Raw genomic sequence first — 23,789 nt, 5'->3', positions numbered from 1 at the left:
AAAAAGGCAATTTATAACTAATGACAGCGCAATTTGAACACATTTCCGTGCTTATGGACGAAACCATCGATGCTCTCGCGATTCAGCCAGACGGCATTTACATGGATGGTACATTTGGCCGTGGCGGACATTCAGGGCAAATACTTGCGCGATTAAGTGATGCTGGTCGCCTACAGGCTATTGACCAAGATCCCCAAGCTATAAAAGCAGCTGAAAAATTTGCTGACGATAGCCGTTTTGCAATTGCCCATACCCGTTTTTCAAATATATACGACGTTGCACAGCAAAACGATCTATTGGGTAAGGTTGATGGCATTTTATTAGACATTGGCGTGTCTTCACCACAGCTCGATGATGCGGATCGTGGTTTTAGTTTTATGAAAGATGGTCCATTGGATATGCGAATGGATCCAACCAGCGGTCGTAGCGCTGCGCAATGGCTTGCTGAGGCTGAGCTTGAAGATATTACTCACGTTATAAAAACCTATGGTGAAGAAAAATTTGGTCGTCGTATCGCACACAAAGTACTTGAAGTGCGTGAGCACACACCGATCACAACAACTAAGCAACTTGCTGATTTAGTTGATGAAGCTGTACCAGTGAAGGATAAATTTAAGCACCCTGCAACACGTACTTTCCAAGCAATCAGAATTTATATCAACAGTGAATTAGAAGAGATCCAAACAGCATTACAAGCATCTCTTGATGTTTTGAAGCCAGGTGGTCGATTGGTTGTTATTTCGTTTCATTCACTAGAAGACCGTATTGTTAAACAGTTTATTAAAAAACAGAGTAAGGGAGCAGCATTACCCAGAGGTCTGCCTTTAACCAATGAACAAATAAATAAAAATCTGACGTTAAAAGCAGTGGGTAAAGCTATTAAACCAAGCAAAGATGAAATTGAGCGTAATCCACGCTCGCGTAGTTCAGTGCTTAGGGTTGCACAGAGGTTGGGATGAAACCAAAAGCGAATCATCGCCAACCCAACTTATTTTTAGAGATTTTAAAAGGCCTAGGAGCAAATAAGCTAACCTCGGCCTTGTTGGTTGTGATATTCGCATCTAGTTTGAGTGTGGTGCAAATTACCCACCTCGCTCGCCAAGAGTTGATAGAGCAAGATGAATTGTTGCAAGAGCGAGATGAACTTGATCTTGAGTGGCGCTATTTGCTTGTTGAGGAAGAGTTTTATTCGCAGCATGCGCGTATCGAAGAAATTGCGATTATGCAGCTTAAGATGAAACGCCCAACAAGCCAAGATGAACAGGTGATAACACTGCCATGAGAAGCAGAGCGAAAAAACCAGTAAATAGTTTGATCACATGGCGTTTTATGCTGGTGTGCTCTGTTGTGTTGCTTGTTTTTGTAACTTTGATGTCTCGTGCTGCTTATCTTCAGGTTATTGAGCCTGATAAAGCACGATCTGAAAGCAATAAACGCACGGTAAGAGTTGAAAAGCTGCATGTTCAGCGAGGAATGATTTTTGACCGTCATGGTAAAGAGTTAGCAGTCAGTGTACCTGTGGTTAGTGTGTATGCAGATCCAAAAGCCCTTCATAAATCTTTAGTTGCAAAAGTACTTAGGCAGGCACGCAAAAATGGCGAGGATCAAAAGGCGCTAAGCGAAAACAAAGCCCTTCTTAATCAACGTGTCGCGCTATATTATAAAAATGACTTACGCTGGCGAGAACTGGCCGATGTATTGCGCATTGAACCGAAAAAAATAAACAGCCGTTTACGCGATGATGCAACTCGACGTTTTGTATACCTTAAGCGCCAAGTAACGCCTGCTGTTGCAAATTATATTGGTGATTTACGTCTTCCAGGCATTCATTTACTTGATGAGTCTAAGCGCTATTACCCTGCTGGTGAAGTGACCGCCCATGTATTAGGCTTTACAAATATCGATGGTAAAGGCATTGAAGGTATTGAAAAGCTCTATGAGAATGCCCTCACGGGTGAGGAAGGTCGCCGTACAATTCGTAAAGATGGTCGAGGCCGAGAGGTTGAAGTACTGGACGAACGAGAGCGAGTAGAGCCTGAAAATATTCAATTAAGCATTGATCAACGTATTCAAGCAATAGCTTATAAAGCTGTTAAATCAGCTGTTTTGACTTATAAAGCCACATCAGGCTCAGCCATGGTGGTTGATGTGAAAACTGGCGAAGTGTTGGCAATGGTTAATAGCCCCTCTTTTAATCCTAATAATTTAAGCGATGCAGCACCTCATAAGCGTCGTAATCGCGCAATCACAGATTTGTTTGAACCAGGCTCAACCGTTAAGCCTCTGGCCATTTTAGCTGGATTAGACTACGGCACAATCCAACCGGAGGATACCGTTGATACCTACCCAGGCTGGATGCGCTTAGGTGGTAGCTTAGTTCAAGATACACGCAATCATGGTGATATGACGCTAAGGGATATTTTAAAGTATTCAAGCAATATGGGTGTCACGAAAGTGAGCCAAGACGTACCCAAAGATTACTTTGTAGGTTTATATCAAAAAGTAGGCTTTGGTATTGATTCAGGCACCGGAATGGTCGGTGAAAGTAGTGGCTTATTCTACCCGAATCGTCGTTGGTCTGATCATGAAATTGCCGCACTATCATTTGGTTACAATATTGCTGTAAGTACTGCTCAAATGGCTCGTTTTTATGCCATGTTAGGTGCGGGTGGCGTTAATAGACCGCTTACCGTATTAAAGCAAGACTCTATTCCTGAAGGGGAACGCGTATTTCAACAAAAAGATGTTGAAGCCGTTGTGCATATGATGGAAAGCGTGTTCGAAGACGGAGGCACTGCAAGCCGGATCAAAGTAGACGGTTATCGTGCAGCGGGAAAAACGGGTACTTCTAAAAAAGCGGCAGTAGGTGGTTACGGCGACGAATATGTTGGCTATTTTGCTGGCATTGCACCTGCGAGTAATCCACGTTTAGCTGTTGTGGTATTAATCAATGAGCCCGGTGGAGATGTTTATTATGGCGGTGCGACGGCTGGACCTGCATTTGCTGAAATAATTTCTAATTCCTTACGAATTTTAAACGTAGCGCCTGACAAAGGTTCTGTGGCCTACGTGAAAGGCAAAGATGATGGTGCGTGATTTACACACAATATTAAAACACATTGAAATTGACGCAACGAGCTTAATGGTTAATGAGCTGCGTTTAGACAGCCGCGACGTAAAACCGGGCGATGTGTTTGTTGCAGTAAAGGGTCACCAACTTGATGGTGGGCAGTTTATTGAGCAAGCAATTAAAAAAGGCGCTGTAGCGGTCGTTGCAGATCGTTTATGTGAATTTGACTGTGATTTTGAGCAGTTATACTTAACATCAGATTTGGATAAAAAACTCCCTGTACTGGCAAGTCGCTTTTATAATTCGCCTAGTGAGATGCTTGATTTAATTGGTGTTACCGGCACAAACGGCAAGTCAACAACCACTGCGATGATTGCCCATTTAGCAAATCATTGTGCAAAGGCTGCTGCAATTATTGGTACATTAGGGTATGGAGAGCCAAACTCGTTAACACCTTTGATAAACACCACGCCTTCATGTGTAGATCTACAGCGTATTTTATCTGAACTTGTGACACAGAAAAAGCAGCTAGTGGCGATGGAAGTTTCATCACATGGTTTAGTGCAACATCGTGTATTGGGCAGCCGATTTAAAGCGACTGTATTTACTAACCTTTCGCGTGATCACCTCGATTACCATGGTGATATGGCCAGTTACGCACAAGCAAAATTAATGCTATTTCGCGACTTTGATTCTCAATTGGTTGTTTTAAATCAAGATGATAACCAAGCACAACAGTGGTTAGAGCAATATGATTTTACAAACTTAATCTGTTATGGCCGTAAAAACTTAGTACCAACGGGTGCACAGTTTGTATATTTTACCGATGTGAGTTACCACAAGTCGGGTATTTCGGCACAGTTAACTACAAGTTGGGGTGATATCGCGATACAATGCCCACTGTTTGGCGAATTTAACTTGTACAATTTAGCAGCTGCCATTGCGACCTTGTTAGGTTTAGGTTACCCGCTTGAAGCGTTGGCCGCAGGTTGTGCTAGCTTACAACCCGTTTCAGGGCGTATGCAGGCTTTCAGTGAGCTAGGCCAACCAACATGTATTGTTGATTATGCGCATACACCTGATGCACTCGCATTGGCACTGCAAGCACTGCAGCAACATGTTCCTGGTGGTGTGAGTTGTGTGTTTGGTTGTGGTGGCGATCGTGATAAAGGTAAGCGCCCGATAATGGCACGCGCTGCTGAACAAAATGCAGATAAAGTGATTATCACCAGTGACAACCCTCGCAGTGAAGACCCTATGCAAGTAATCACAGAAGTTGCAGCGGGCTTGGAAAATCCGCATCACGCACATTTAGAAGCGGATCGCGGTGCTGCAATTGAGTTTGCTATTAATAACGCAAAAGAAAATGAAGTTGTTTTAATTGCCGGTAAAGGCCATGAAGATTATCAAATTATCGGTTCTCAGCGCATAGATTTCTGCGATCGTAAATTTGTACAACACACCTTAAAAAAACAAAAAAGAGGATCGCAGTTATGATCCCTATGGATTTTGATTGGCTTGCTAACGTGTTAGCAACGCAAAGCCCAAGTGATAATAAAACGATAAAGAACATTAATACCGATACCCGTACTTTGTGCGATGGTGAGGTGTTTTTAGCGCTACAAGGGCCTAACTTTGATGGTCACAAATTTGTAGAGCAAGCAAAAAGTAAAGGCGCTATTGGCGCTATTGTTCACCGCAAAGTAGATGTAGATATTCCTCAGTTTTTAGTTGCTGATACCCGTTTAGCGCTAGGTCAAATTGGTGCTGCAGTGATGGCTAGTGTTGCACCTAAGACTATTGCAATTACAGGAAGCGTCGGTAAAACCACAGTTAAAGAAATGTGTGCGGCAATTCTTGGCGGCCACGGTGAGGTGCTAGCAACAAAAGGCAACTTCAATAATGATATTGGTGTGCCATTAACCCTATTAAGATTAGAGCCGCAACATCAATATGCAGTTATTGAGCTGGGCGCTAATCACATTGGTGAAATTGCTTATACCGCAGCAATGACTAAACCGGATGTGGCAGTAGTGTGCAATGTGGCGGCTGCTCATATTGAAGGGTTTGGTTCACTTGAAGGCGTTGCTACAGCAAAGGGCGAGATTTACGACGGCTTAAAATCTGGCGGAATTGCGATTGTTAATTGCGACAGTGAATTTAGTCAATCTTGGCTAGATAAACTCCCTAAAGAAAAAATCAAACGCCTTTCAAGCACACAAAAGCTTGATGTATGGGCAGAGGAAGTGCTACTTGATGAACAGGCCCACGCATCATTTTATATTTGCACTGCTGCTGAGCGCGTAAAAGTAAAACTAGCATTACCTGGCCGACATAATGTAATGAACGCACTCATTGCAACAGCACTGACATCTGAGTTTGGTGTTAGCGTGAAAAGTGCAGCTGATGCACTTGCTAATATGGGTGAAGTTAAAGGGCGGGTAAATATGATTAAAGTAAGCGATATGCTAACTGTAATCGATGATACTTATAACGCGAACGTTCAGTCTGTAAAAGCCGCAATTGACTTACTAAGTGATATTGAAGGTCAACGAATTTTAGCTTTTGGTGACATGGGGGAGCTTGGTGAAGAGGCTCGCATGTATCATCAACAAGTGGGTGAATACGCAAAACAAAAAGGTATTGATGAGCTCTACACATTAGGTGTATTGAGTAAGTACGCCAGTGATGAATTTGAAAAGCCTAATCGTCACTTCTCCAGCCGAGAACAGTTGTTACAGCAGTTGCAGGCTCGTTTAACTGAGAAATCACAAAAAACCACTATCGTCGTGAAAGGATCGCGCAGCTCTCGAATGGAATTACTTGTACAAGATTTAGTTAACAGCCAGCAAAATGGCAGTAATGGAGCACCAACATGTTAGTTTGGTTGGCAGAGTATTTAACCCAATATTACAGTGCATTTAATGTCTTTTCTTACCTTACAGTGCGAGCTGTATTAGGTATTTTAACCGCCTTATTAATATCGTTGTATTTTGGTCCTAAACTGATACGTAGTTTACAAAAAATGCAAATTGGTCAGGTCGTGCGTGATGATGGGCCTGAATCTCACTTATCTAAAAAAGGCACGCCTACCATGGGCGGCTTGTTAATTTTAGCGTCTATTTTTACCAGTACATTACTATGGGCTGATTTAGCTAATAAGTATGTGTGGGCAACGCTGTTTGTTATTGGCTCACTGGGTATTGTTGGTTTTGTGGATGATTACCGAAAGGTTATTCGTAAAGACCCCAAAGGGTTAATTGCTAAATGGAAGTACTTTTGGCAATCAGTTATCGCGCTGGTTGTTGCTTGTGCGTTGTTTTTTACAGCAAATCACGCTAATGAAACCTCGCTTGTTGTACCATTTTTTAAAGATGTATTACCGCAATTAGGCCTGTTCTATATTGTGATGACCTACTTTGTGGTTGTGGGCACTTCGAACGCGGTGAATTTAACTGATGGTTTAGATGGCCTCGCAATTGTGCCGACTATTTTAGTGGCAGCAGCTTTGGCAATTATTGCCTATCTAACAGGCAATGTTAATTTTTCTGCTTATTTGCATATTCCGCATTTACCTTTAGCAAGTGAATTGGTTGTTGTTTGTACAGCCATTGTGGGTGCAGGACTTGGGTTTTTATGGTTCAACACGTACCCAGCGCAAGTCTTTATGGGCGATGTAGGCTCACTAGCGCTAGGTGGCGCACTGGGAATTATTGCTGTACTTGTACGCCAAGAATTGGTGTTAGTGATTATGGGGGGGGTATTCGTTATGGAAGCCTTGTCCGTTATTTTGCAAGTGGGCTCGTATAAGTTAAGGGGCCAGCGAATCTTTAGAATGGCGCCAATTCATCATCATTATGAATTAAAAGGCTGGCCAGAACCTCGCGTTATTGTTCGCTTTTGGATTATATCGATTGTGCTTGTGTTAGCAGGCCTTGTGACATTAAAGATCAGGTAGATGACGTATTTAAACGAGATACAAACAAAGCGTATAACAGTGCTCGGGCTCGGTGTAACCGGTCTGGGCATTGTGCGTTTTTTATTGTCTCATAATATTGCACCAACAGTGGTAGATAGCCGCGAGTTACCCCCTGGTAAAGATTGGTTGCACAGCAATGCGCCTGAACTTAATACTCATTTTGGTGACTTAAGTTGTGCTAATTTATCGACAGCCGATATTATAATTATTAGCCCTGGCCTTAGCTTAACAATACCTGCAGTGGCAGACGCTATTGCAGCGGGTGTTGAAGTGATTGGTGATATAGAGTTGTTTGCGCGTTTAAATGACAAGCCAGTAGTTGCGGTGACCGGTTCTAATGGTAAATCAACGGTTGTTACTCTTGCCTATGATGTTCTAAAAGCGGCAGGGTTTAATGTTGGCTTAGGCGGTAATATTGGCACTGCTGTACTTGATTTGTTAGCGGGTGATTTTGATGTGTATGTGCTAGAGCTTTCAAGCTTTCAGCTCGATACTTCGACCAGCTTAGAACCGATCAGCGCTACAGTGCTAAATGTATCAGAAGACCACCTTGACCGCTATGCTAGCTATCAAGCATATATAAGCTCCAAACAAACAATTTATACTAATACAGCACTGGCTGTAGTTAACAAAAATGATTCAGCTACTCACACCGATGTTAACCCGCAAGTGAGCTTTGCTCTATCTGACGCGGATTATTGTGTATCAACAATAAACGGTGAGCCTTACTTTACTGCTCACGGTAAAGCTATTTTACCGGTTAGTGACCTGAGCGTTGTGGGTAATCATAATCACCTTAATGCGCTATCAGTAATGGCATTATTACAGCCTTTCGATATATCTGCTGAGCAATTTGCTAAAGCGTTTACTGTATTCAAAGGACTAGCTCATCGTTGTCAGTTTGTTGCTGAGTACAGTGGGGTCAAATATTTTAATGACTCAAAAGCAACAAATGTAGGTGCCACCATTGCGGCTATTGATAGTTTGTCAGAGCAGGCGAGGCAGTTGATTGTGATTGCTGGTGGCGATGCCAAAGGCGCTGATTTAGATGCACTTAAACCGTACTTACAAGATAAAGTAAAAGCACTGATCTGTTTTGGTAAAGATGCTAAGGCACTTTCAGTGCTGACTAACAAGTCGCATTTGACAGAAAATATGGCCCAAGCTGTAAAGCTTGCTAAGGCTCAGGCTGAAGCTGGCGATTATGTGTTGCTAGCACCAGCGTGTGCGAGCATCGATATGTATAATAACTACATGCAACGAGGCGAGCATTTTTGTGAGTGTGTAAAGGCGGGTGAACAATGATTGCACTGGCTGATATTCGCGAGGCTTTAACGCCAAAACAATCAGCACAATTGTACGATGTGCCTCTATTGTACTGCGTGATCATGCTTATTGGAGTTGGGTTTGTCATGGTGACGAGCGCATCTATGGCAACGGCTGATCGATTGTTCGACAACCCCTATCATATATCTATTCGTCACAGCATGTTTTTAGCCATGAGCTTTGTGCTTTTTTGGATTGCATGTAGTGTGCCTATGGATTGGTGGAAACGCTCTAACCCTTACTTGTTAATATTGGGCATGGTTTTATTGGTCATTGTGTTAATAGTCGGTCGTGAAGTAAACGGAGCTAAAAGATGGATACCGGTAGGCCCAATTGGCTTTCAAGTTGCTGAGGCTGCAAAGCTCTACTTTTTTAGTTACATCGCGGGTTACCTTGTTCGTAAACGTGCAGAGGTGCAAGAAAATATAAAAGGCTTTGCAAAGCCTATTGCAGTATTTGCCGTTTATGCTTTATTGATTTTGTTACAACCTGACTTAGGGACGGTTGTGGTTATGTTTGTTACCACTGTGGGTTTGTTGTTTTTAGCTGGCGCTAAATTATGGCAGTTCTTTGCGTTAATCTTAACGGGAATTGGCTTAGTGGTTTTACTGATAATAGTAGAACCTTACCGTATGGCTCGTGTAGTTGGCTTTTTAGAGCCATGGGATGATCCATTTGGCAAAGGTTATCAGCTAGTGCAATCGTTAATGGCCTATGGTCAAGGTGGTTGGTTTGGCCAAGGGCTTGGCAATAGCGTACAAAAATTACAATATTTACCCGAAGCGCATAATGATTTTATTTTTGCTGTGATAGGCGAAGAGCTTGGTTTTGTTGGCGTGTTAAGTATTTTAACCGTGTTTTGTGTTTTAGTTTTTCGTGCTCTTTTAATTGGGCAACAAGCACTTAAATGTGGCAAAGAATATGAAGGTTATTTTTCATTGGCCATAGGAATTTGGTTTGCTTTTCAAACCATGGTGAATGTGGGAGCCAGTGCCGGTATTTTACCGACTAAAGGGCTAACGTTACCTTTTGTATCTTATGGTGGTTCTAGCTTATTGATAATGACCATTGCCGCAGGGATTTTATTCCGTGTTGATTTTGAAACTAAAATGGCAACTAAACAAGCAACATCCCGAGGAGGTAAGCGATGAGTAAAAAGCTAATCGTTGTTGCCGGCGGTACGGGCGGACATATTTTTCCTGGTATTGCTGTTGCCCAGCACCTGAAACAGCAGGGGTGGCAGGTAAGTTGGATTGGTACAGCTGATAGAATGGAAGCGCAGGTCGTGCCTAAACATGATATTGCGATTGATTTTATTAATGTTAAAGGCGTACGTGGCAACGGCTTAAAACGTTTAATTAAAGCGCCTTTTATGGTTATCAATGCCATTATGCAAGCACGCAAAGTATTAAAAAAGCAGCGTCCAGATGTGGTTTTAGCCATGGGAGGTTATGTGACTGGCCCAACGGGTATTGCAGCACGAAGCTTAGGAATTCCATTAGTGATCCATGAGCAAAATGCAGTAGCCGGAATGAGTAATAAGTGGCTGGCAAAGTGTGCAAATAAAGTGCTCGCTGCATTTCCTAGTGCATTTGAAAATGGCAAAAGTGAAGTTGTTGGCAATCCTGTTCGTCAAAGTGTGGCAAAGGTCGCAGCACGACATGCATCAAGTCCAATTAACGTATTAGTTGTGGGTGGTTCATTGGGTGCTCAGGTGCTTAATAGCACACTGCCTTCGACTTTTAAGGAATTATCTCAAATAACCGACGTAAACGTGTGGCACCAAACAGGTAAAGGTCATCTCGATGGAGTTACTCAAGCCTATAAAGCCCACGCATTTAGCTCAGACCTAGTAAAGGCCGCTGAGTTTATTGATGATATGGATGCCGCGTATAGCTGGGCTGATATTGTTATTTGCCGTGCAGGCGCGCTCACAGTAAGTGAGATAGCCGCAGCAGGGAAAATGGCATTGTTTGTGCCATTCCCGCATGCAGTTGACGATCATCAAACCGCAAATGCGCAATTTTTAGTTGCTGCTGAGGCTGCATTATTAATGCCGCAAGGTGAATTTAACCAAGCTAATATTGTCGATACCTTGAGACCTTATTTAGAACAGCCAAAATTAATAGATCAGATGGCGCAGCGCGCAAAAGCGTTAGCCACCATTGATGCCACAGCGCATGTTGCACAGCACTGTGAGCAAGTAATAGATAAAAAGAGAATTGTGTGAACGAATTAAATAAACAAAGTGTGGGTGTAAATAACTCATCACGACCAGCAATGCGACGAATCGACACTATCCACTTTATTGGTATTGGTGGCGCAGGGATGGGCGGTATTGCAGAAGTATTGGCTTTTGAAGGCTACCGTATCACAGGCTCAGATATAGCTCATAGCGCTATGACAGAGCGTTTAATTAAAGCGGGTGCTGAAGTGTTTATTGGCCACCATGCAAATAATGTGAAAGATGCAAACGTGGTTGTTGTTTCAAGCGCTATTGATGAAACCAACCCTGAAATTATAGCTGCAAAAGCGGCGCGTATTCCAGTTGTACGTCGTGCTGAAATGCTGGCTGAGCTAATGCGTTTTCGTCACGGTATTGCGATTGCAGGCACACACGGTAAAACCACAACAACGAGCTTAATAGCCAGTATTTATGCTCAAGCAGGGCTCGATCCGACATTTATTATTGGCGGTTTACTTAATAGTGCTGGCAGTAACGCAAAAGTAGGTAAAAGTGACTTTTTAATTGCAGAAGCTGATGAAAGCGATGCATCATTTTTGCATTTACAACCCATGGTTTCAGTGATCACAAACATTGAAGAAGATCACATGGATACCTACGGTGGTAGCTTGGAAAAAATGAAAGACACGTATGTTGAGTTTATCCATAATCTGCCATTTTATGGCTTAGCTGTGGTGTGTATTGATTCAAACGTTGCGGCAGAGCTAATTCCACGATTTGCTCGACCCGTGATCACCTATGGCGAATCAGCAGAGGCTGATTACCGCATGCTTAACTTTAGCCAACAAGGCAATACCTGTTCTTTTACAGTGCGTACCAAACAAGGTAATGACTTAACGATTCAGCTGAATATGCCAGGTAAACATAATGCTCTAAATGCGACCGCTGCTATTGCTGTTGCAAAAGATCAAAATATTTCGGATCAAGCAATTTTACAAGCCTTAGATAAGTTTGAAGGCATAGGCCGTCGTTTCCAACACTACGGTACGTTTGAAAATGAGTGCGGTAATGTCATGCTCGTTGACGATTATGGTCATCACCCATCTGAGGTTGCAGCGACTATTGCAGCAGTACGTGAAGGGTGGCCAGATAAGCGTTTAGTGATGATTTACCAGCCACATAGATTTAGTCGTACTCGTGATTTGTACGAGGACTTTATTAAAGTACTTGCTGATGTTGACCAGCTATTACTACTCGATGTTTACAGTGCTGGTGAGGAGCCTATTATCGGTGCTGATAGCAAGAGTTTATGTCGAAGCTTACGTCAGCGTGGCAAAGAGCCATTACACATAGCCAGTAATTCAGAGCTTGCAGGCGTATTAGCGAATATATTACAAGACAATGACTTAGTTTTAACGCAAGGGGCTGGTAATATAGGTCAATTAGTTAAACAGTTAGCGGCAACAGAGTTGTCGGTTAAACAGCTAAAGCAGGTAGAAGTATGACACAACTCAATACACAATTTGGCAAGGTTGCAGTGCTATTGGGTGGCGACTCAGCAGAGCGTGAAGTGTCGATTAGATCGGGTCAAGCCGTATTAAGTGCTTTACAAGGTGCAGGTGTTGATGCGATTGCTTTTGATCCAAAAGAACAGCCATTGTGGCAATTAAAAGAGCTTGGCGTTGATCGGGTCTTTATTGCTTTGCATGGCCGTGGTGGAGAAGATGGCACTATTCAAGGCGCGCTTGAGTTTATGGGCTTGCCTTATACCGGAAGCAATGTTTTGGGTTCGGCATTAGCGATGGATAAAATTCGCTGTAAACACTTGTTTAAATCAGCAGGGCTCAGTACTGCGCCATATGCAGTTGTTGATAGCAAACGAGGTTTTGATACTGCAGCAATAATGAGCGACCTTAAAAAGGTGATGGTGAAGCCATCTCATGAGGGCTCGAGTATCGGTATGGCGCAAGCTAATACAGCTGAAGAATTGGAATTAGCCCTAACAGAAGCGTTCAAGTTTGATAACCAAGTGTTAGTGGAACAATGGATAACAGGTCGTGAATTTACAGTAACAGTGCTTGGTAATGACGTTCAACCTGTGATTGAAATGACGACACCGAATGGTTTCTATGATTACCAAGCTAAGTATCAATCAACAACGACTCAATACCATTGCCCTGCAGATTTATCAGTAGCGCAAACCAAATTATTGCAAGACATAGCGCTGCAAGCGTTTGACTTGGTGGGCGCAAGTGGCTGGGGTAGGGTTGATGCTATGCAGGATGAGCAAGGGAATTTTTACCTGCTAGAGGTTAATACTGTGCCTGGCATGACAGAAAAATCATTAGTGCCGATGGCAGCAAAAGCAAACGGGGCAACTTTTGAGCAATTAGTTGTTCGCATTTTGGAGCAAACACTTTAAAATGCATCCCCTTTTAGAAAAAGCAAAGCAGTTAAAACAGCAACTTAATTGGTCGCTGGTTTTTGGTATTAGTTTTTTTCTTGTTGTGGTGGTTAGCTTAGTGCAGATCACCAGTGGGGTTCAGCAGTGGTTGGTGGACAATAAAGATGCGCAAATAAAGCATTTAGCGGTCATGGGTAAGCCCAAGTATACGGATGAAAAAGCCATTATAATGGCAATAAAAAAGGCCGATTTATCCAGCTTTTTTGACTTGAACGTGACCCATGTTCAGCATCTAGTGCAAGAGTTACCTTGGGTTGCCACTGCTTCTGTTAGAAAGCAGTGGCCTGATACATTGCAGGTGTATGTTGTTGAACATCAAGCGGTTGCTGTATGGAATAGTGATTTACTGCTTAATAAGCAAGGTGAAGTGTTCCAAGCAAACAGTGAGCAACTTGATGAAGAGTTACCGCAGTTATATGGCCCAGAAGGCAGTGAGCACGAAGCGTGGACAGCCTATCAGCAATTTGATGATATGCTGAGCTTAAACCAATTAAAGTTAACTAGTTTAGCCTTGTCTGAACGGTTCTCATGGCAGCTTTGGCTTGATAATGGTATTCGCCTTAATTTAGGCCGAAAAGAAAAAGCAAAACGGGTACAGCGATTTATAGATGTCTACCCACGTATGGAAAAGCGTGCAGATGCACAAGTAGATGTAGTGGATTTACGGTATGATACCGGCCTTGCAGTGAGCTGGAAGCTCCTGGAAGAAGCACAATTACAAAATAAGAGTAAGGCATGACTAAGTCAGCAGAAAGAAACCTAGTGATTGGATTAGACGTTGGCACCTCAAAAGTGGTGGCCACGGTTGGTGAAATCACCGCAGATAATAAGCTCAGTATTGTTGGAATTGGTAGCCAAGTATCCCACGGTATGGATAAAGGCGGCGTGAATGACCTTAATTTAGTGTCTGAATCGATTCGTCGTGCAATTGATGAAGCCGAGTTAATGGCAGATTGCCGTATTAGCTCTGTATATTTGGGTATTTCAGGGAAACATATCCAATGCCAAAATGAAAATGGCGTTGTTGCTATCAATAATACCGAAGTCACAGAAGAAGACGTTGAAAACGTAATTCATATTGCCCGCTCAGTGCCTATTTCAGCGGAACGTAAGATGCTGCATGCGCTACCGCAAGAGTACAGCATTGATATGCAAGAGGGCATTAAAAACCCGCTGGGCATGAGTGGTGTGCGAATGGAAGCCAGAGCTCACATTATTACGTGCTCAAATGACATGGCTAAAAATATTGAGAAATGTGTTGAACGCTGTGGCTTAGAGGTAGATCAGTTAATATTTACAGCGCTGGCGTCATGTTACTCAGTTCTCACAGATGACGAAAAAGAGCTGGGTGTAGCGGTACTTGATATTGGTGGTGGTACAATGGATATCACTATTTATATTAATGGTGCTTTACGCCATTCTGCCGTGATTCCGGTAGCGGGCAATCAAGTAACTGGAGATATTGCGAAAATATTCCGCACGCCGATATCACATGCTGAGTCTCTCAAGGTACAATATGCGTGTGCAAGCAGTCAAATGGCCAGCAGTGAAGATACAATTGAAGTACCAAGTGTGGGTGGACGTCCAGCGAGACTGATGTCGCGCCATACGTTATCTGAGGTTGTAGAGCCACGTTTTAGAGAATTATTTGAACTGGCGATGGAAGAAATCCGTCGTTCAGGATTAGAAGACCAAATTGCAGCTGGACTTGTTATTACAGGTGGTAGTGCAAAAATGGCAGGCGCCATGGAAGTAGCTGAAGATATCTTCCAAATGCCAGTAAGAGTAGGCAAACCAATCGGGATGGTTGGTTTAACAGATTATGTTGATGATCCTTCATATGCAACGGCGGTGGGCTTATTGCAATACGGCCGTACAATGCAATCGATGAATGCACAAAAGTCGAAACCTGAAGGTGATAACAATTGGTGGAACCGTATTACAAAGTGGTTTCAAGGCGAGTTTTAGTACTCAAGTCGGAGAGTAAACATGTTTGATATTATGGAACAACACAGCGAAGAAGCTGTAATAAAAGTAATTGGCGTGGGCGGTGGCGGCGGTAACGCTGTTGAGCACATGGTAAAACAACAAATTGAAGGCGTACGTTTTATTGCTGCGAATACAGATGCGCAAGCATTACGTAATTCATCAGCAGACATTACAGTTCAACTTGGTACGCAAATTACATCAGGTTTGGGTGCAGGCGCAAATCCAGAAGTGGGTCGCAGCTCTGCAGAAGAAGATGCAGACACAATTCGCAACAGCCTTGAAGGTGCTGACATGGTATTCATCGCAGCCGGAATGGGCGGTGGTACAGGCACAGGTGCTGCACCTGTCGTTGCTAAAATAGCGAAAGATTTAGGTATTTTAACGGTTGCTGTAGTTACACGCCCGTTTGACTTCGAAGGTAAAAAGCGTGCAGCAGCTGCTGAACAAGGTATTAATGAGTTGTCAGAAATTGTAGATTCACTTATTACAATTCCTAACAATAAATTGCTTAAAGTTTTAGGTAAAGGGACTACACTATTAGATGCCTTCGCTAAAGCAAACGACGTGTTATTTGGTGCTGTGCAAGGTATTGCCGAATTAATTACCCGTTCTGGTTTGATCAATGTGGATTTCGCCGACGTACGTACTGTTATGTCAGCAATGGGCACTGCAATGATGGGAACTGCTTCAGCATCAGGTCCTGATCGTGCGCAAGAAGCCGCAGAAGCTGCTATCTCTAGCCCGCTATTAGAAGATGTTGACTTAACAGGTGCTAAAGGCATTTTAGTTAACATTACTGCGGGTATGGATATCGCGATTGAAGAATTTGAAATCGTCGGTAATCACGTAAAAGCATTAGCATCTGAAAATGCAACGGTTGTTGTGGGTGCTGTTATTGACCCAGAAATGACTGATGAACTACGAGTAACAGTTGTTGCAACAGGTCTAGGTGGCGATCGTCGTCCACAATTTGGTATTGTTGATAATGGCTTTAAAAAAGCATCAGGCTCTGATGTAGCAAGCTCAACAAGCCAGACAAGCAGCAGTATGTATGTACCAAGCTTTGCAAGCCAAGGTAGCAGCAGCCATGAAGTCGATAATGCCTCAACGACAGAAAAACAAGAATCGGGCATGACGGCTCAAAGTGGTAGCGCAAAAACCACGGAAAGTGGTAAAACATCTGATAAGTCTGAAGGTGGTGATTACTTCGACATCCCTGCATTTTTAAGAAAGCAGGCTGATTAAGCAAAATTATTTTTTTTGCATGAAAAGTAAACAAATTTGGCAGCTGGTCGTATCTGTGATATTATCCGCCGTCTAACTGTAACTATAAGTGAGCGAACCTATGATTAAACAGCGTACGATTGCAGAAGTAGTCAAAGCCATAGGAATTGGACTTCATAAAGGTGAGAAGGTCACAATAACTCTCCGACCTGCGAGCGCAAATACTGGGATTGTATTTCGTCGTGTCGACCTTGATCCGGTTGTTGATTTTGAAACAACACCTGAAGCCGTTGGTGATACGCAGTTGTGTACCTGTTTAACAAATAAAGATGGTGTTCGCTTATCTACGACTGAGCACCTTATTGCAGCGGTAGCAGCAATGGGGATTGATAATCTAATTGTAGAATTAGACAGCTCAGAAGTGCCTATTATGGATGGTAGTGCATTACCATTTATATACTTGTTACAAAAAGGCGGGATTGAAGAGCAAAAAGTTGCTAAACGCTTTATTCGTATCAAAGAAAAAGTACGTATTGAAGAAGGTGATAAATGGGCCGAGATTGAACCGTATGATGGTTTTCATATCGACTTTGAAATTGCCTTTGATCACCCTGCAATCAATGAAAGCCGCCAACGTATTGGTTTAGATATTACGGCACAAAGCTTTACTGAAGAGATCAGTCGTGCACGTACATTTGGTTTTATGAAAGATATTGAGTACATGCATGCTAATAACCTAGCTCTGGGTGGCAGCATGGATAACGCAGTTGTATTGGATGAGTTTAAAGTACTTAACCCAAATGGCCTGCGTTACAGCGATGAATTTGTTAAGCATAAAATATTAGACTGTGTTGGTGATATGTTTATGACTGGCCACAACATGTTAGGTAAAATTACTGCCTATAAATCGGGTCACGACTTAAACAATAAACTACTTCGCAAAATCATGGCAACTGAGTCAGCATGGGAGTGGGCAACATTTGAAACGCCTGTAACTATGCCAGCACCAGGCTTAGAAGTAGCCACAGCTTAATTGCTTGTACTATACAGTTATAAAAAATGACGCTTAATAGCGTCATTTTTTTTGCTTAACTTTTAACAACTCGCAGCTCTTACAGTTCCAATAAGCGCTGTAATTGCACCAACTCAGTAATTTTATACGTAGGCGTAATTGCTGGCGGTAATTCAAACCCTGGGTGTTGCAACCAACAGGTATCAATACCAGCATTCATACCGCCTAGGATATCGCTGCTTGCAGTATCGCCAACCATTAAAATATTTTCTTTATTAGGGTTACCCATTAATTTAAAGGTGTGATCAAAGATTTCAACCGCGGGTTTTGCAATTCCTACTTGCTCAGATATGACTAGCCAGTCGAACATATCCTTTAAGCCAGTGTGTTCCAAACGACGCGCTTGTAGTTGAGTAAAGCCATTGGTAATAATACCTAACTTAGCGTGCGGTTTTAGCTTTTTAAGCAGCGTTTTAGCGCCTGGCAAAGGCTCACAAATTTCAGCCATCGCAGTTAAAAAATCATTATTAAGCTGTTGCGCAGGCACGTTAAGCTTATCGGCCCACTCACTAAATCGGGTGATTTGTAAATGCGTTGCAGAAATTTTATTATTTTGATAATCAAGCCATAAAGACTTATTCGTTAGTTGGTAGTGGGCATAATCTGCCTGAGTAAAATCTACATCGCGGGTTGCGAACATACGTCTGAGGCCTTCGAATGCATTGAAACTAAATAACGTTTCGTCGGCATCAAATAAAACATGGGTGTATTTCATTACACCTCCTTTTTGTAAAGTTCAGGATGTAGAAAGGGCGCCATAGCCAGTGTAAGCGCTTGAGTATAGGTGCTTTGGCGTGTTGCATGATTATTTGTTAATAAGCCAATTGCGCCACCTTGTTGCTTGATGTTTGTAGTATTGAACGCATCATCCATTACATCGCCAAGCTCTTGGCCCTCTAACAATGCATTATAATGCACTTGGGGCAGGGGTAAATTGCAGCTGCGCCCAATACTTTGGGTTGCTGAATCGGCGATAACCACAAAGGCAAAGGTTGCAGGTCCGTAACTAAATTTGGCAGCGCCTCCTTCCATAGCGACATAAAAATCAGCTTGATGATGTTGTTGTGCATACGCTACGCGATTTTGCGCTCCAATACGAGTTTCGTCTTCGCCTATGGGTTGATCTGGTACTTGAGAAGGGGCGTGTATGCCGATGCACTTGATTTCGTGCTCAGGGAAAAATGCAGTGAAAATGTGTTTGGCTGCATTGATTTTAACTGGGTTTTTTGAGCCAACAATAATGTTTAGTATTTGGGTATGAGAGTTCATACACTACTCCTTTACGTTGCAAAGCAGTAGTGTACTTTAATTGTATTAAAAGTATATTTTAAATCGGTATATCAATGGGTGATAAGTCTGCAAGGGCGCGTTTCTTTAAAATGATATCTTTAATAAGTGGGGTTAATACTAATTCCATTGCTAATCCCATTTTTCCACCCGGTACCACCAAGGTGTTTATTCGCGACATAAAACTACCTTCAATCATTTGTAGATAATACGGAAAGTCTACATCATCAATTCCCCGAAAACGAATCACTACAAAGCTTTCATCCAGCGAAGGAATATCTTTGGCGCTAAAAGGGTTAGACGTATCAACTGTCGGAACGCGTTGAAAGTTTATATGAGTGCGAGAAAATTGTGGTGTAATGTGATTAATATAGTCATCCATACTGCGCACAATAGAACCCATCACCGCTTCTCGAGAATGGCCACGCTCAGATGTGTCTCTGATTAGTTTTTGGATCCACTCAAGATTAATAATAGGGACCATGCCAATAAGTAAATCAACATGTTTGGCTACATCGTGATCTTGATCTACAACTCCCCCGTGTAATCCTTCATAGAATAAAATGTCAGTATTGCTTTCAAGCTCTTGCCATGGTGTAAAGGTACCGGGTAACTGATTGTATGGCACGGCTTCGTCAAAGGTATGCAAGTATCGGCGTAACTTACCTGCTCCTGTTTCACCGTAGTTACTAAACAGATCTTCTAGTGCGCCAAAGTCATTTGCTTCACGGCCGAAGTAACTAATATGTTTACCTTCTTGCTGTGCTTCGCGTACTTTTTTATCCATTTCTGGACGTGTATAGCGATGAAAACTATCGCCTTCTATAAAAGCAGCGGCAATATTTAAGCTGCGAAAAATATGCTTCACGGCATTTGTTGTGGTGGTGGTTCCCGCACCAGATGAACCTGTGATTGCAATGATAGGGTGTTTAGCTGACATAGTTATTCTCGTTTTAAGTAGCCCCCTAGTTATAAAGTGTAGCAAGGGGGTAGGTCAAGTAGCATATAACTAAGTGAATTTATTATGTACACCAGCACAGCTCAACCCACTGACTATACAGTGTTTATTAAAATAAAGCCTTGAACTTAAAAATAACGATGAATAACCCCGCGCTATTATAAAAGCAGAGGAGAAGAAACTTGAATAGGGTTATGAACAACAGATTTGGGAATTGTCCCAAAATAGCGCTATGATAGAACCCATAATAATAACCAAAGAGGCAATAAAATTGACTTTAGTACGACAAGGACTTGCCTTTACGGCACTGTTATTACCATTAGTCGCAAACAGCGCGATGCCGAAAAGTGAAATATTACTCGCAACCTTAAATACTGAATACGGTTTACAGGTAAGCCGTGTTACATCAGCAGACCGTTACAATAACCAACCCCTGTTGACTGAAAAAGGCATTTATTTTACCCAAGAAGTTAAAGATCAAGGGGAGAGTCAAACTGATTTAGTATTTTACAGTTTTGCGGATCAGCAAAGTTATAACCTCACGAATAGTCCAGTTAGCGAATATTCGCCGACTTTAACCCCGTCGGGTGATGCATTGTCCTCGATTGTCGTAGAGTCGAGTGGTCAGCAAAAGTTATGGCAATATCCGCTAGAGTCAAACGAACAGCCAAGCCGCATTTTTGAATGGATAGAGCCCGTTGGTTACCATGCATGGGGACGCGATAATGATGTGGTGATGTTTATTTTAGGCGAACCACATACACTACAATACACCAAAGTGGCAGCTGCTAAAGGTAACGTAGTTGCAAAAGATATAGGTCGAACACTTACGTTTAACGCAACATTGTCTGCATTTACTTTTAGCTACAATAAAGAAGGTAAGAACTGGCTAGCCAGCTACGACCCGAGTACTCAAGCTGTCAGTGATATATTTCGTTTACCTGATAATGTACAAGATTATGCATTTACCAATGATGATACCGTTATTTACTCACTCCATAATCGTATTTATAAACGAAGCGTCAGTGAGCCTGACAGTGTATCTTTGTGGCTTGATTTGACACCTTATTGCAGCACGCAGATAACCCGTTTAAGTTATAATAATGAACAGCTTGCGTTTGTGTGCAGTAAATAGCTTAGGGGCTAGTTGTAAAAAACAGATAACTAACAATCTACTGAGAATAAAGGATATCCATGACAGTTACACCTGAGCAAATTAACGAACAACTTGTTGCATTGGCATGCCGTAGTAACTTTAAGATAAAAAATATCTCTGAATACATGCTACCTAATTCAAAAGAGGCGATTTATTTACATGTTGAAGGTGGGCAGACAAAATTAGTGCTGCGTCCTGCACTTGAAGTGTTTAGCGATGATTTTAATGCAATAGATGGAGTAAGCCGAATTGCAGGTTTTTTTCACAGCAGTGAGATGACCCGCTTTCCGACGCGTATCTTTAAAAGTGCAAACCCTATTCATTACGGTATTGGCTTTAAAATGACAAGCGTTGAAGGTGCTAAAACATTTATAACTCAATTAGTAAAAATTATAAACGGCTAGCTTGAGCTTATTGATAGTAAGTAATAGATATAAAAAAACGGCAAGTAAATCACTTGCCGTTTTTTGTTGTTGGTATAAATTAACGTTTTAAAAAGCTGTTTACTGAAGCCAGCTCTCGCTCTTTAAGCGCTATGCAATTGTCTACACTTTCTGATAGTTTACTTAACGTTCGCGCATAACCTGGGACATCAGCGATTTTGTCACTAAAGAATGAGTTGGTTTTCTTTAAGCTACTTGCATCACATCCTGACGTTGTAAAATACGGGAGGTTAGGCACAAAGAACGGCGGTAAATTAGCAACCACTTTGTCGTAGTTTGCATATATCCATTCAATAAAGAGTGCGTCGCGGGCGCTAGTGTACTTTTGACCAGACATAATTGTACGCATGTCAGATGCAGTTACATCATCCGTTAAACTGTAATTAAGCACCCTAGTTTGTAATTCAGGGTTGCCAAAATAGCTCATCGCAGCAAGCATTTTAGTTCGCACTTGTGGGTCTTTGGTGGTTTTAAAGGTCTTGATGTAGTCGTCTAAAAGGTTTTTATCACCATGAAATGCCGCTAAACTTAAATAGGTAGAGGCTAAGTAAGGGTCTACTTTTTCAGGATTATTTAGATAAACCTGTGCCTGCGCTTTTGCAGTATTTATTACACTTTGATCTTCGCCATCAAAACCAAGACGCGAAACAACTTGAGAGCGTAGTTGAGCAATGGCAGCATCCTCATTTACTTTAGCTGTTAAGCTATATTGTTTAGCCGCAGGTGAAATGCTTTTACGAATAAAGGTAGGCCACAACTCTTTATTACTTTCATCTTCAAATGTGCGTTTCTGTGATGCTAGGTATCCCAATGCAGTACTGGCAACACGTGGATGTTTGTCGCTAACAAAGGTTTCAAGTGTTTGCATTAGATGTGCAGCAGAAATTACACCCGCATCTAAAAGTGCATCCGCAGCTGATAATAAAGCAAGACGTTCGCGTACAGTTAATTGCTCGGCTGCATTATCAATCAAAGCAGCAAATTGATTATCGTCTAGCACCCAGCGGTAATAACCCAAAGCGCCTTGATCTGGGTAGATCCACTCAGGAGTAAAGTCTAGTTCGATTTTTTGTGTTTCTTGGTTAAGCAGTACATTGGCTGTTCTTACTTTATCACCCGCACCATACTTAATTGCAACGGGTACATTCCATAATTGTTTAGGCGCATCAACACCCGCATTAGTGAATCTACTTTGGTTTATCGTAATTATTTTACCTTGCTGACTTACTTTAATAAGCGGGAACGATGATTGCTCAATAAATGATTTTAATACACCTGCCACATCTTTATTTGAGGCATCACCTAAGGCTTGCCATAAGTCAGCTGCTTCTGCATTTTTGTAAGAAAATTTCTTCAAATAGGTTTGAATACCTTTTTGAAATGCATCCTCACCAATCCAGTTCTCAACCATTGAAAGCACAGCGCTGCCTTTACTATAAGCAAGGCCTAGGCCGTCCATAATGTCAGCTTCTGTTTTAATTGGTTTGCGAATGGGTTTTGTGCTTAAACGAGCGTCTAGCGCCATTACTCGATTTTGTGGTAAATCTAAGTGTGATTCAAATTCAGGGTTTAACTGTGCGGTGATTTTAGCGGCCATCCAACTTGCAAATGCTTCATTCAACCATAAGTCATTCCACCATTTCATAGTAACCAAGTTACCATACCATTGGTGTGCAAGTTCGTGGGCTATTATAGACACGTTGCGTTGCTTTTTACTGCGTGTTGCAGTTGCAAGGTCGACCAATAAAATGTCTTCACGGTAGGTAACAAGGCCTGAGTTTTCCATTGCGCCAAACGGGAATTCAGGTACTGCAACAGAATCCAGCTTTTTATAAACGTAGGGGCTACCAAAATACTCTTCAAGTGCTGCTAATACGCGAGGCATATTTTGTTCAGCATATTCGGCTAAATGTATTTTTCCCTGAGGTGTAATTATACGCCCAGGGATAGGCATGCCTTTGACTTCACGTTCTTCAAATGGCCCGACAGCCATCGCAACAAGGTATGATGGAATTGGTGGTGTTTTATCAAAATAGTGCGTCGTCATATCGCCATTTATAGTGGTTTTTAGTTCTGGCGTATTGGCATAAACTTTTTGTGAACTCGGGGCTGTGATGGTCAACTGAAACGGAATTTTATAACTTGGCTCATCAAATACTGGAAATGCACGACGAGCGTCACTCATTTCAAATTGTGTAAACAAATAAGGTGTGCCTTGATCAATTGTTTTATATAACCCTACACTTTTTCGGTTATAAGGGGCTGTAAAATCAATTTTTAAGATGTATTTACCAGGTTGAATTTGATGCTCACAAGCAAGTTTTACTTTACCAGTTTTTAGCATTTGAGCATTTAGGTCACAGTTTTCTTTACCCAGTAATTGCACCATCTGGGTTGCGTAGTCAACACCATTGAGCTCAATATACTTAGTCGGCTTAAGCACTTCTAGCGCTATTTCGGTTTGACCACTAAAGGTATCTTGAGCTGGATCTAAGGTCAGTGAAACCTGTTGAGAACTTGGCTTGGCGAGTTTTTCGATAACGTATTCATTAGCATGAGCTGCATTTACTGCAATAGCCACACTAAGCGTGAGTAAGCTTTTTATAAACATAAGAGTCCCTGAACTGTTCTTGTTA

21 protein-coding genes are annotated in these 23,789 nt (G+C 42.1%); 17 read left to right on the top strand and 4 right to left on the bottom strand.

What is annotated here, in order from left to right; translation table 11 throughout:
- Positions 1-20 precede the first annotated feature (20 nt).
- The 15 genes from rsmH (at position 21) to lpxC (ending at position 17,270) form a co-directional block, all read left to right on the top strand.
- Positions 21-959: a 16S rRNA (cytosine(1402)-N(4))-methyltransferase RsmH gene (gene rsmH, locus C7Y70_RS03400; protein ID WP_135473364.1), complete on the top strand. Its 939-nt coding sequence runs from the start codon at positions 21-23 to the stop codon at positions 957-959.
- Positions 956-1,282 (top strand): cell division protein FtsL, encoded by a 327-nt coding sequence (gene ftsL / locus C7Y70_RS03395; protein ID WP_099296160.1) that lies wholly within the window; start codon positions 956-958, stop codon positions 1,280-1,282. The genes rsmH and ftsL overlap by 4 nt, the downstream gene beginning before the upstream one ends.
- Entirely contained in the window at positions 1,279-3,096 is a 1,818-nt protein-coding gene (locus C7Y70_RS03390; protein WP_099296161.1) for a penicillin-binding transpeptidase domain-containing protein, read from the top strand. Before ftsL ends, C7Y70_RS03390 begins: the two co-directional genes overlap by 4 nt.
- Positions 3,089-4,567: a UDP-N-acetylmuramoyl-L-alanyl-D-glutamate--2,6-diaminopimelate ligase gene (murE, locus tag C7Y70_RS03385; protein WP_167850785.1), complete on the top strand. Its 1,479-nt coding sequence runs from the start codon at positions 3,089-3,091 to the stop codon at positions 4,565-4,567. Before C7Y70_RS03390 ends, murE begins: the two co-directional genes overlap by 8 nt.
- Positions 4,564-5,952: a UDP-N-acetylmuramoyl-tripeptide--D-alanyl-D-alanine ligase gene (gene murF, locus C7Y70_RS03380; protein ID WP_135473363.1), complete on the top strand. Its 1,389-nt coding sequence runs from the start codon at positions 4,564-4,566 to the stop codon at positions 5,950-5,952. Before murE ends, murF begins: the two co-directional genes overlap by 4 nt.
- Entirely contained in the window at positions 5,946-7,028 is a 1,083-nt protein-coding gene (gene mraY, locus C7Y70_RS03375; RefSeq protein WP_099296164.1) for a phospho-N-acetylmuramoyl-pentapeptide-transferase, read from the top strand. The genes murF and mraY overlap by 7 nt, the downstream gene beginning before the upstream one ends.
- Positions 7,029-8,354, top strand: coding sequence for a UDP-N-acetylmuramoyl-L-alanine--D-glutamate ligase (gene murD / locus C7Y70_RS03370; RefSeq protein WP_135473362.1), 1,326 nt, complete (start codon positions 7,029-7,031; stop codon positions 8,352-8,354).
- A complete protein-coding gene (gene ftsW, locus C7Y70_RS03365; RefSeq protein ID WP_099296166.1) occupies positions 8,351-9,526 on the top strand; it encodes a cell division protein FtsW in 1,176 nt (391 codons plus the stop codon). The genes murD and ftsW overlap by 4 nt, the downstream gene beginning before the upstream one ends.
- A complete protein-coding gene (gene murG, locus C7Y70_RS03360; RefSeq protein ID WP_135473361.1) occupies positions 9,523-10,605 on the top strand; it encodes an undecaprenyldiphospho-muramoylpentapeptide beta-N-acetylglucosaminyltransferase in 1,083 nt (360 codons plus the stop codon). Before ftsW ends, murG begins: the two co-directional genes overlap by 4 nt.
- A 50-nt stretch (positions 10,606-10,655) precedes the next feature.
- Positions 10,656-12,065 carry a UDP-N-acetylmuramate--L-alanine ligase gene (murC, locus tag C7Y70_RS03355; protein WP_245321348.1) on the top strand — a complete coding sequence of 470 codons (1,410 nt, stop codon included), beginning with the start codon at positions 10,656-10,658 and terminating at the stop codon, positions 12,063-12,065.
- A complete protein-coding gene (locus C7Y70_RS03350; protein ID WP_099296169.1) occupies positions 12,062-12,982 on the top strand; it encodes a D-alanine--D-alanine ligase in 921 nt (306 codons plus the stop codon). The genes murC and C7Y70_RS03350 overlap by 4 nt, the downstream gene beginning before the upstream one ends.
- 1 nt (position 12,983) lies before the next feature.
- Positions 12,984-13,763 carry a cell division protein FtsQ/DivIB gene (locus tag C7Y70_RS03345; protein ID WP_135473359.1) on the top strand — a complete coding sequence of 260 codons (780 nt, stop codon included), beginning with the start codon at positions 12,984-12,986 and terminating at the stop codon, positions 13,761-13,763.
- Complete coding sequence (gene ftsA / locus C7Y70_RS03340) at positions 13,760-14,992, top strand: cell division protein FtsA (protein ID WP_099296171.1); 1,233 nt, start codon at positions 13,760-13,762, stop codon at positions 14,990-14,992. Before C7Y70_RS03345 ends, ftsA begins: the two co-directional genes overlap by 4 nt.
- A 21-nt stretch (positions 14,993-15,013) precedes the next feature.
- Positions 15,014-16,258: a cell division protein FtsZ gene (gene ftsZ / locus C7Y70_RS03335; RefSeq protein WP_135473358.1), complete on the top strand. Its 1,245-nt coding sequence runs from the start codon at positions 15,014-15,016 to the stop codon at positions 16,256-16,258.
- Between the two features lie 100 nt (positions 16,259-16,358).
- The gene (gene lpxC / locus C7Y70_RS03330) at positions 16,359-17,270 is read left to right on the top strand and encodes a UDP-3-O-acyl-N-acetylglucosamine deacetylase (RefSeq protein WP_099296173.1); all 912 of its coding nucleotides are present in this window, start codon (positions 16,359-16,361) and stop codon (positions 17,268-17,270) included.
- Positions 17,271-17,349: 79 nt separating this feature from the next.
- On the opposite strand, the gene yjjG is transcribed toward lpxC, so the two are convergent.
- From yjjG to C7Y70_RS03315, 3 genes are read right to left on the bottom strand one after another with little or no spacing between them, the layout of a single operon-like run.
- Positions 17,350-18,024 (bottom strand): pyrimidine 5'-nucleotidase, encoded by a 675-nt coding sequence (gene yjjG, locus C7Y70_RS03325; protein ID WP_135473357.1) that lies wholly within the window; start codon positions 18,022-18,024, stop codon positions 17,350-17,352.
- Positions 18,024-18,578 (bottom strand): inosine/xanthosine triphosphatase, encoded by a 555-nt coding sequence (gene yjjX / locus C7Y70_RS03320; RefSeq protein WP_099296175.1) that lies wholly within the window; start codon positions 18,576-18,578, stop codon positions 18,024-18,026. Before yjjX ends, yjjG begins: the two co-directional genes overlap by 1 nt.
- A 58-nt stretch (positions 18,579-18,636) precedes the next feature.
- Positions 18,637-19,536, bottom strand: a complete 900-nt coding sequence (locus C7Y70_RS03315) for a phosphoribulokinase (protein ID WP_099296176.1) — start codon at positions 19,534-19,536, stop codon at positions 18,637-18,639.
- A 289-nt stretch (positions 19,537-19,825) separates the two neighbouring features.
- On the opposite strand from C7Y70_RS03315, the gene C7Y70_RS03310 reads away from it, so the two are divergent.
- The gene (locus C7Y70_RS03310; RefSeq protein WP_135473356.1) at positions 19,826-20,689 is read left to right on the top strand and encodes a hypothetical protein; all 864 of its coding nucleotides are present in this window, start codon (positions 19,826-19,828) and stop codon (positions 20,687-20,689) included.
- A 59-nt stretch (positions 20,690-20,748) separates the two neighbouring features.
- Complete coding sequence (locus C7Y70_RS03305; protein ID WP_099296178.1) at positions 20,749-21,114, top strand: hypothetical protein; 366 nt, start codon at positions 20,749-20,751, stop codon at positions 21,112-21,114.
- A 79-nt stretch (positions 21,115-21,193) separates the two neighbouring features.
- Here the strand turns inward: C7Y70_RS03305 and C7Y70_RS03300 are convergent, their stop codons facing one another.
- A complete protein-coding gene (locus C7Y70_RS03300) occupies positions 21,194-23,764 on the bottom strand; it encodes a M1 family metallopeptidase (protein ID WP_135473355.1) in 2,571 nt (856 codons plus the stop codon).
- Positions 23,765-23,789: the final 25 nt, after the last annotated feature.

Source organism: Pseudoalteromonas sp. KS88, assembly GCF_004766475.1.
Taxonomy (GTDB): Bacteria; Pseudomonadota; Gammaproteobacteria; order Enterobacterales; family Alteromonadaceae; genus Pseudoalteromonas.
Note: the sequence above shows the minus strand (reverse complement) of the source record. Positions and strands in the feature narration are given on the sequence as shown.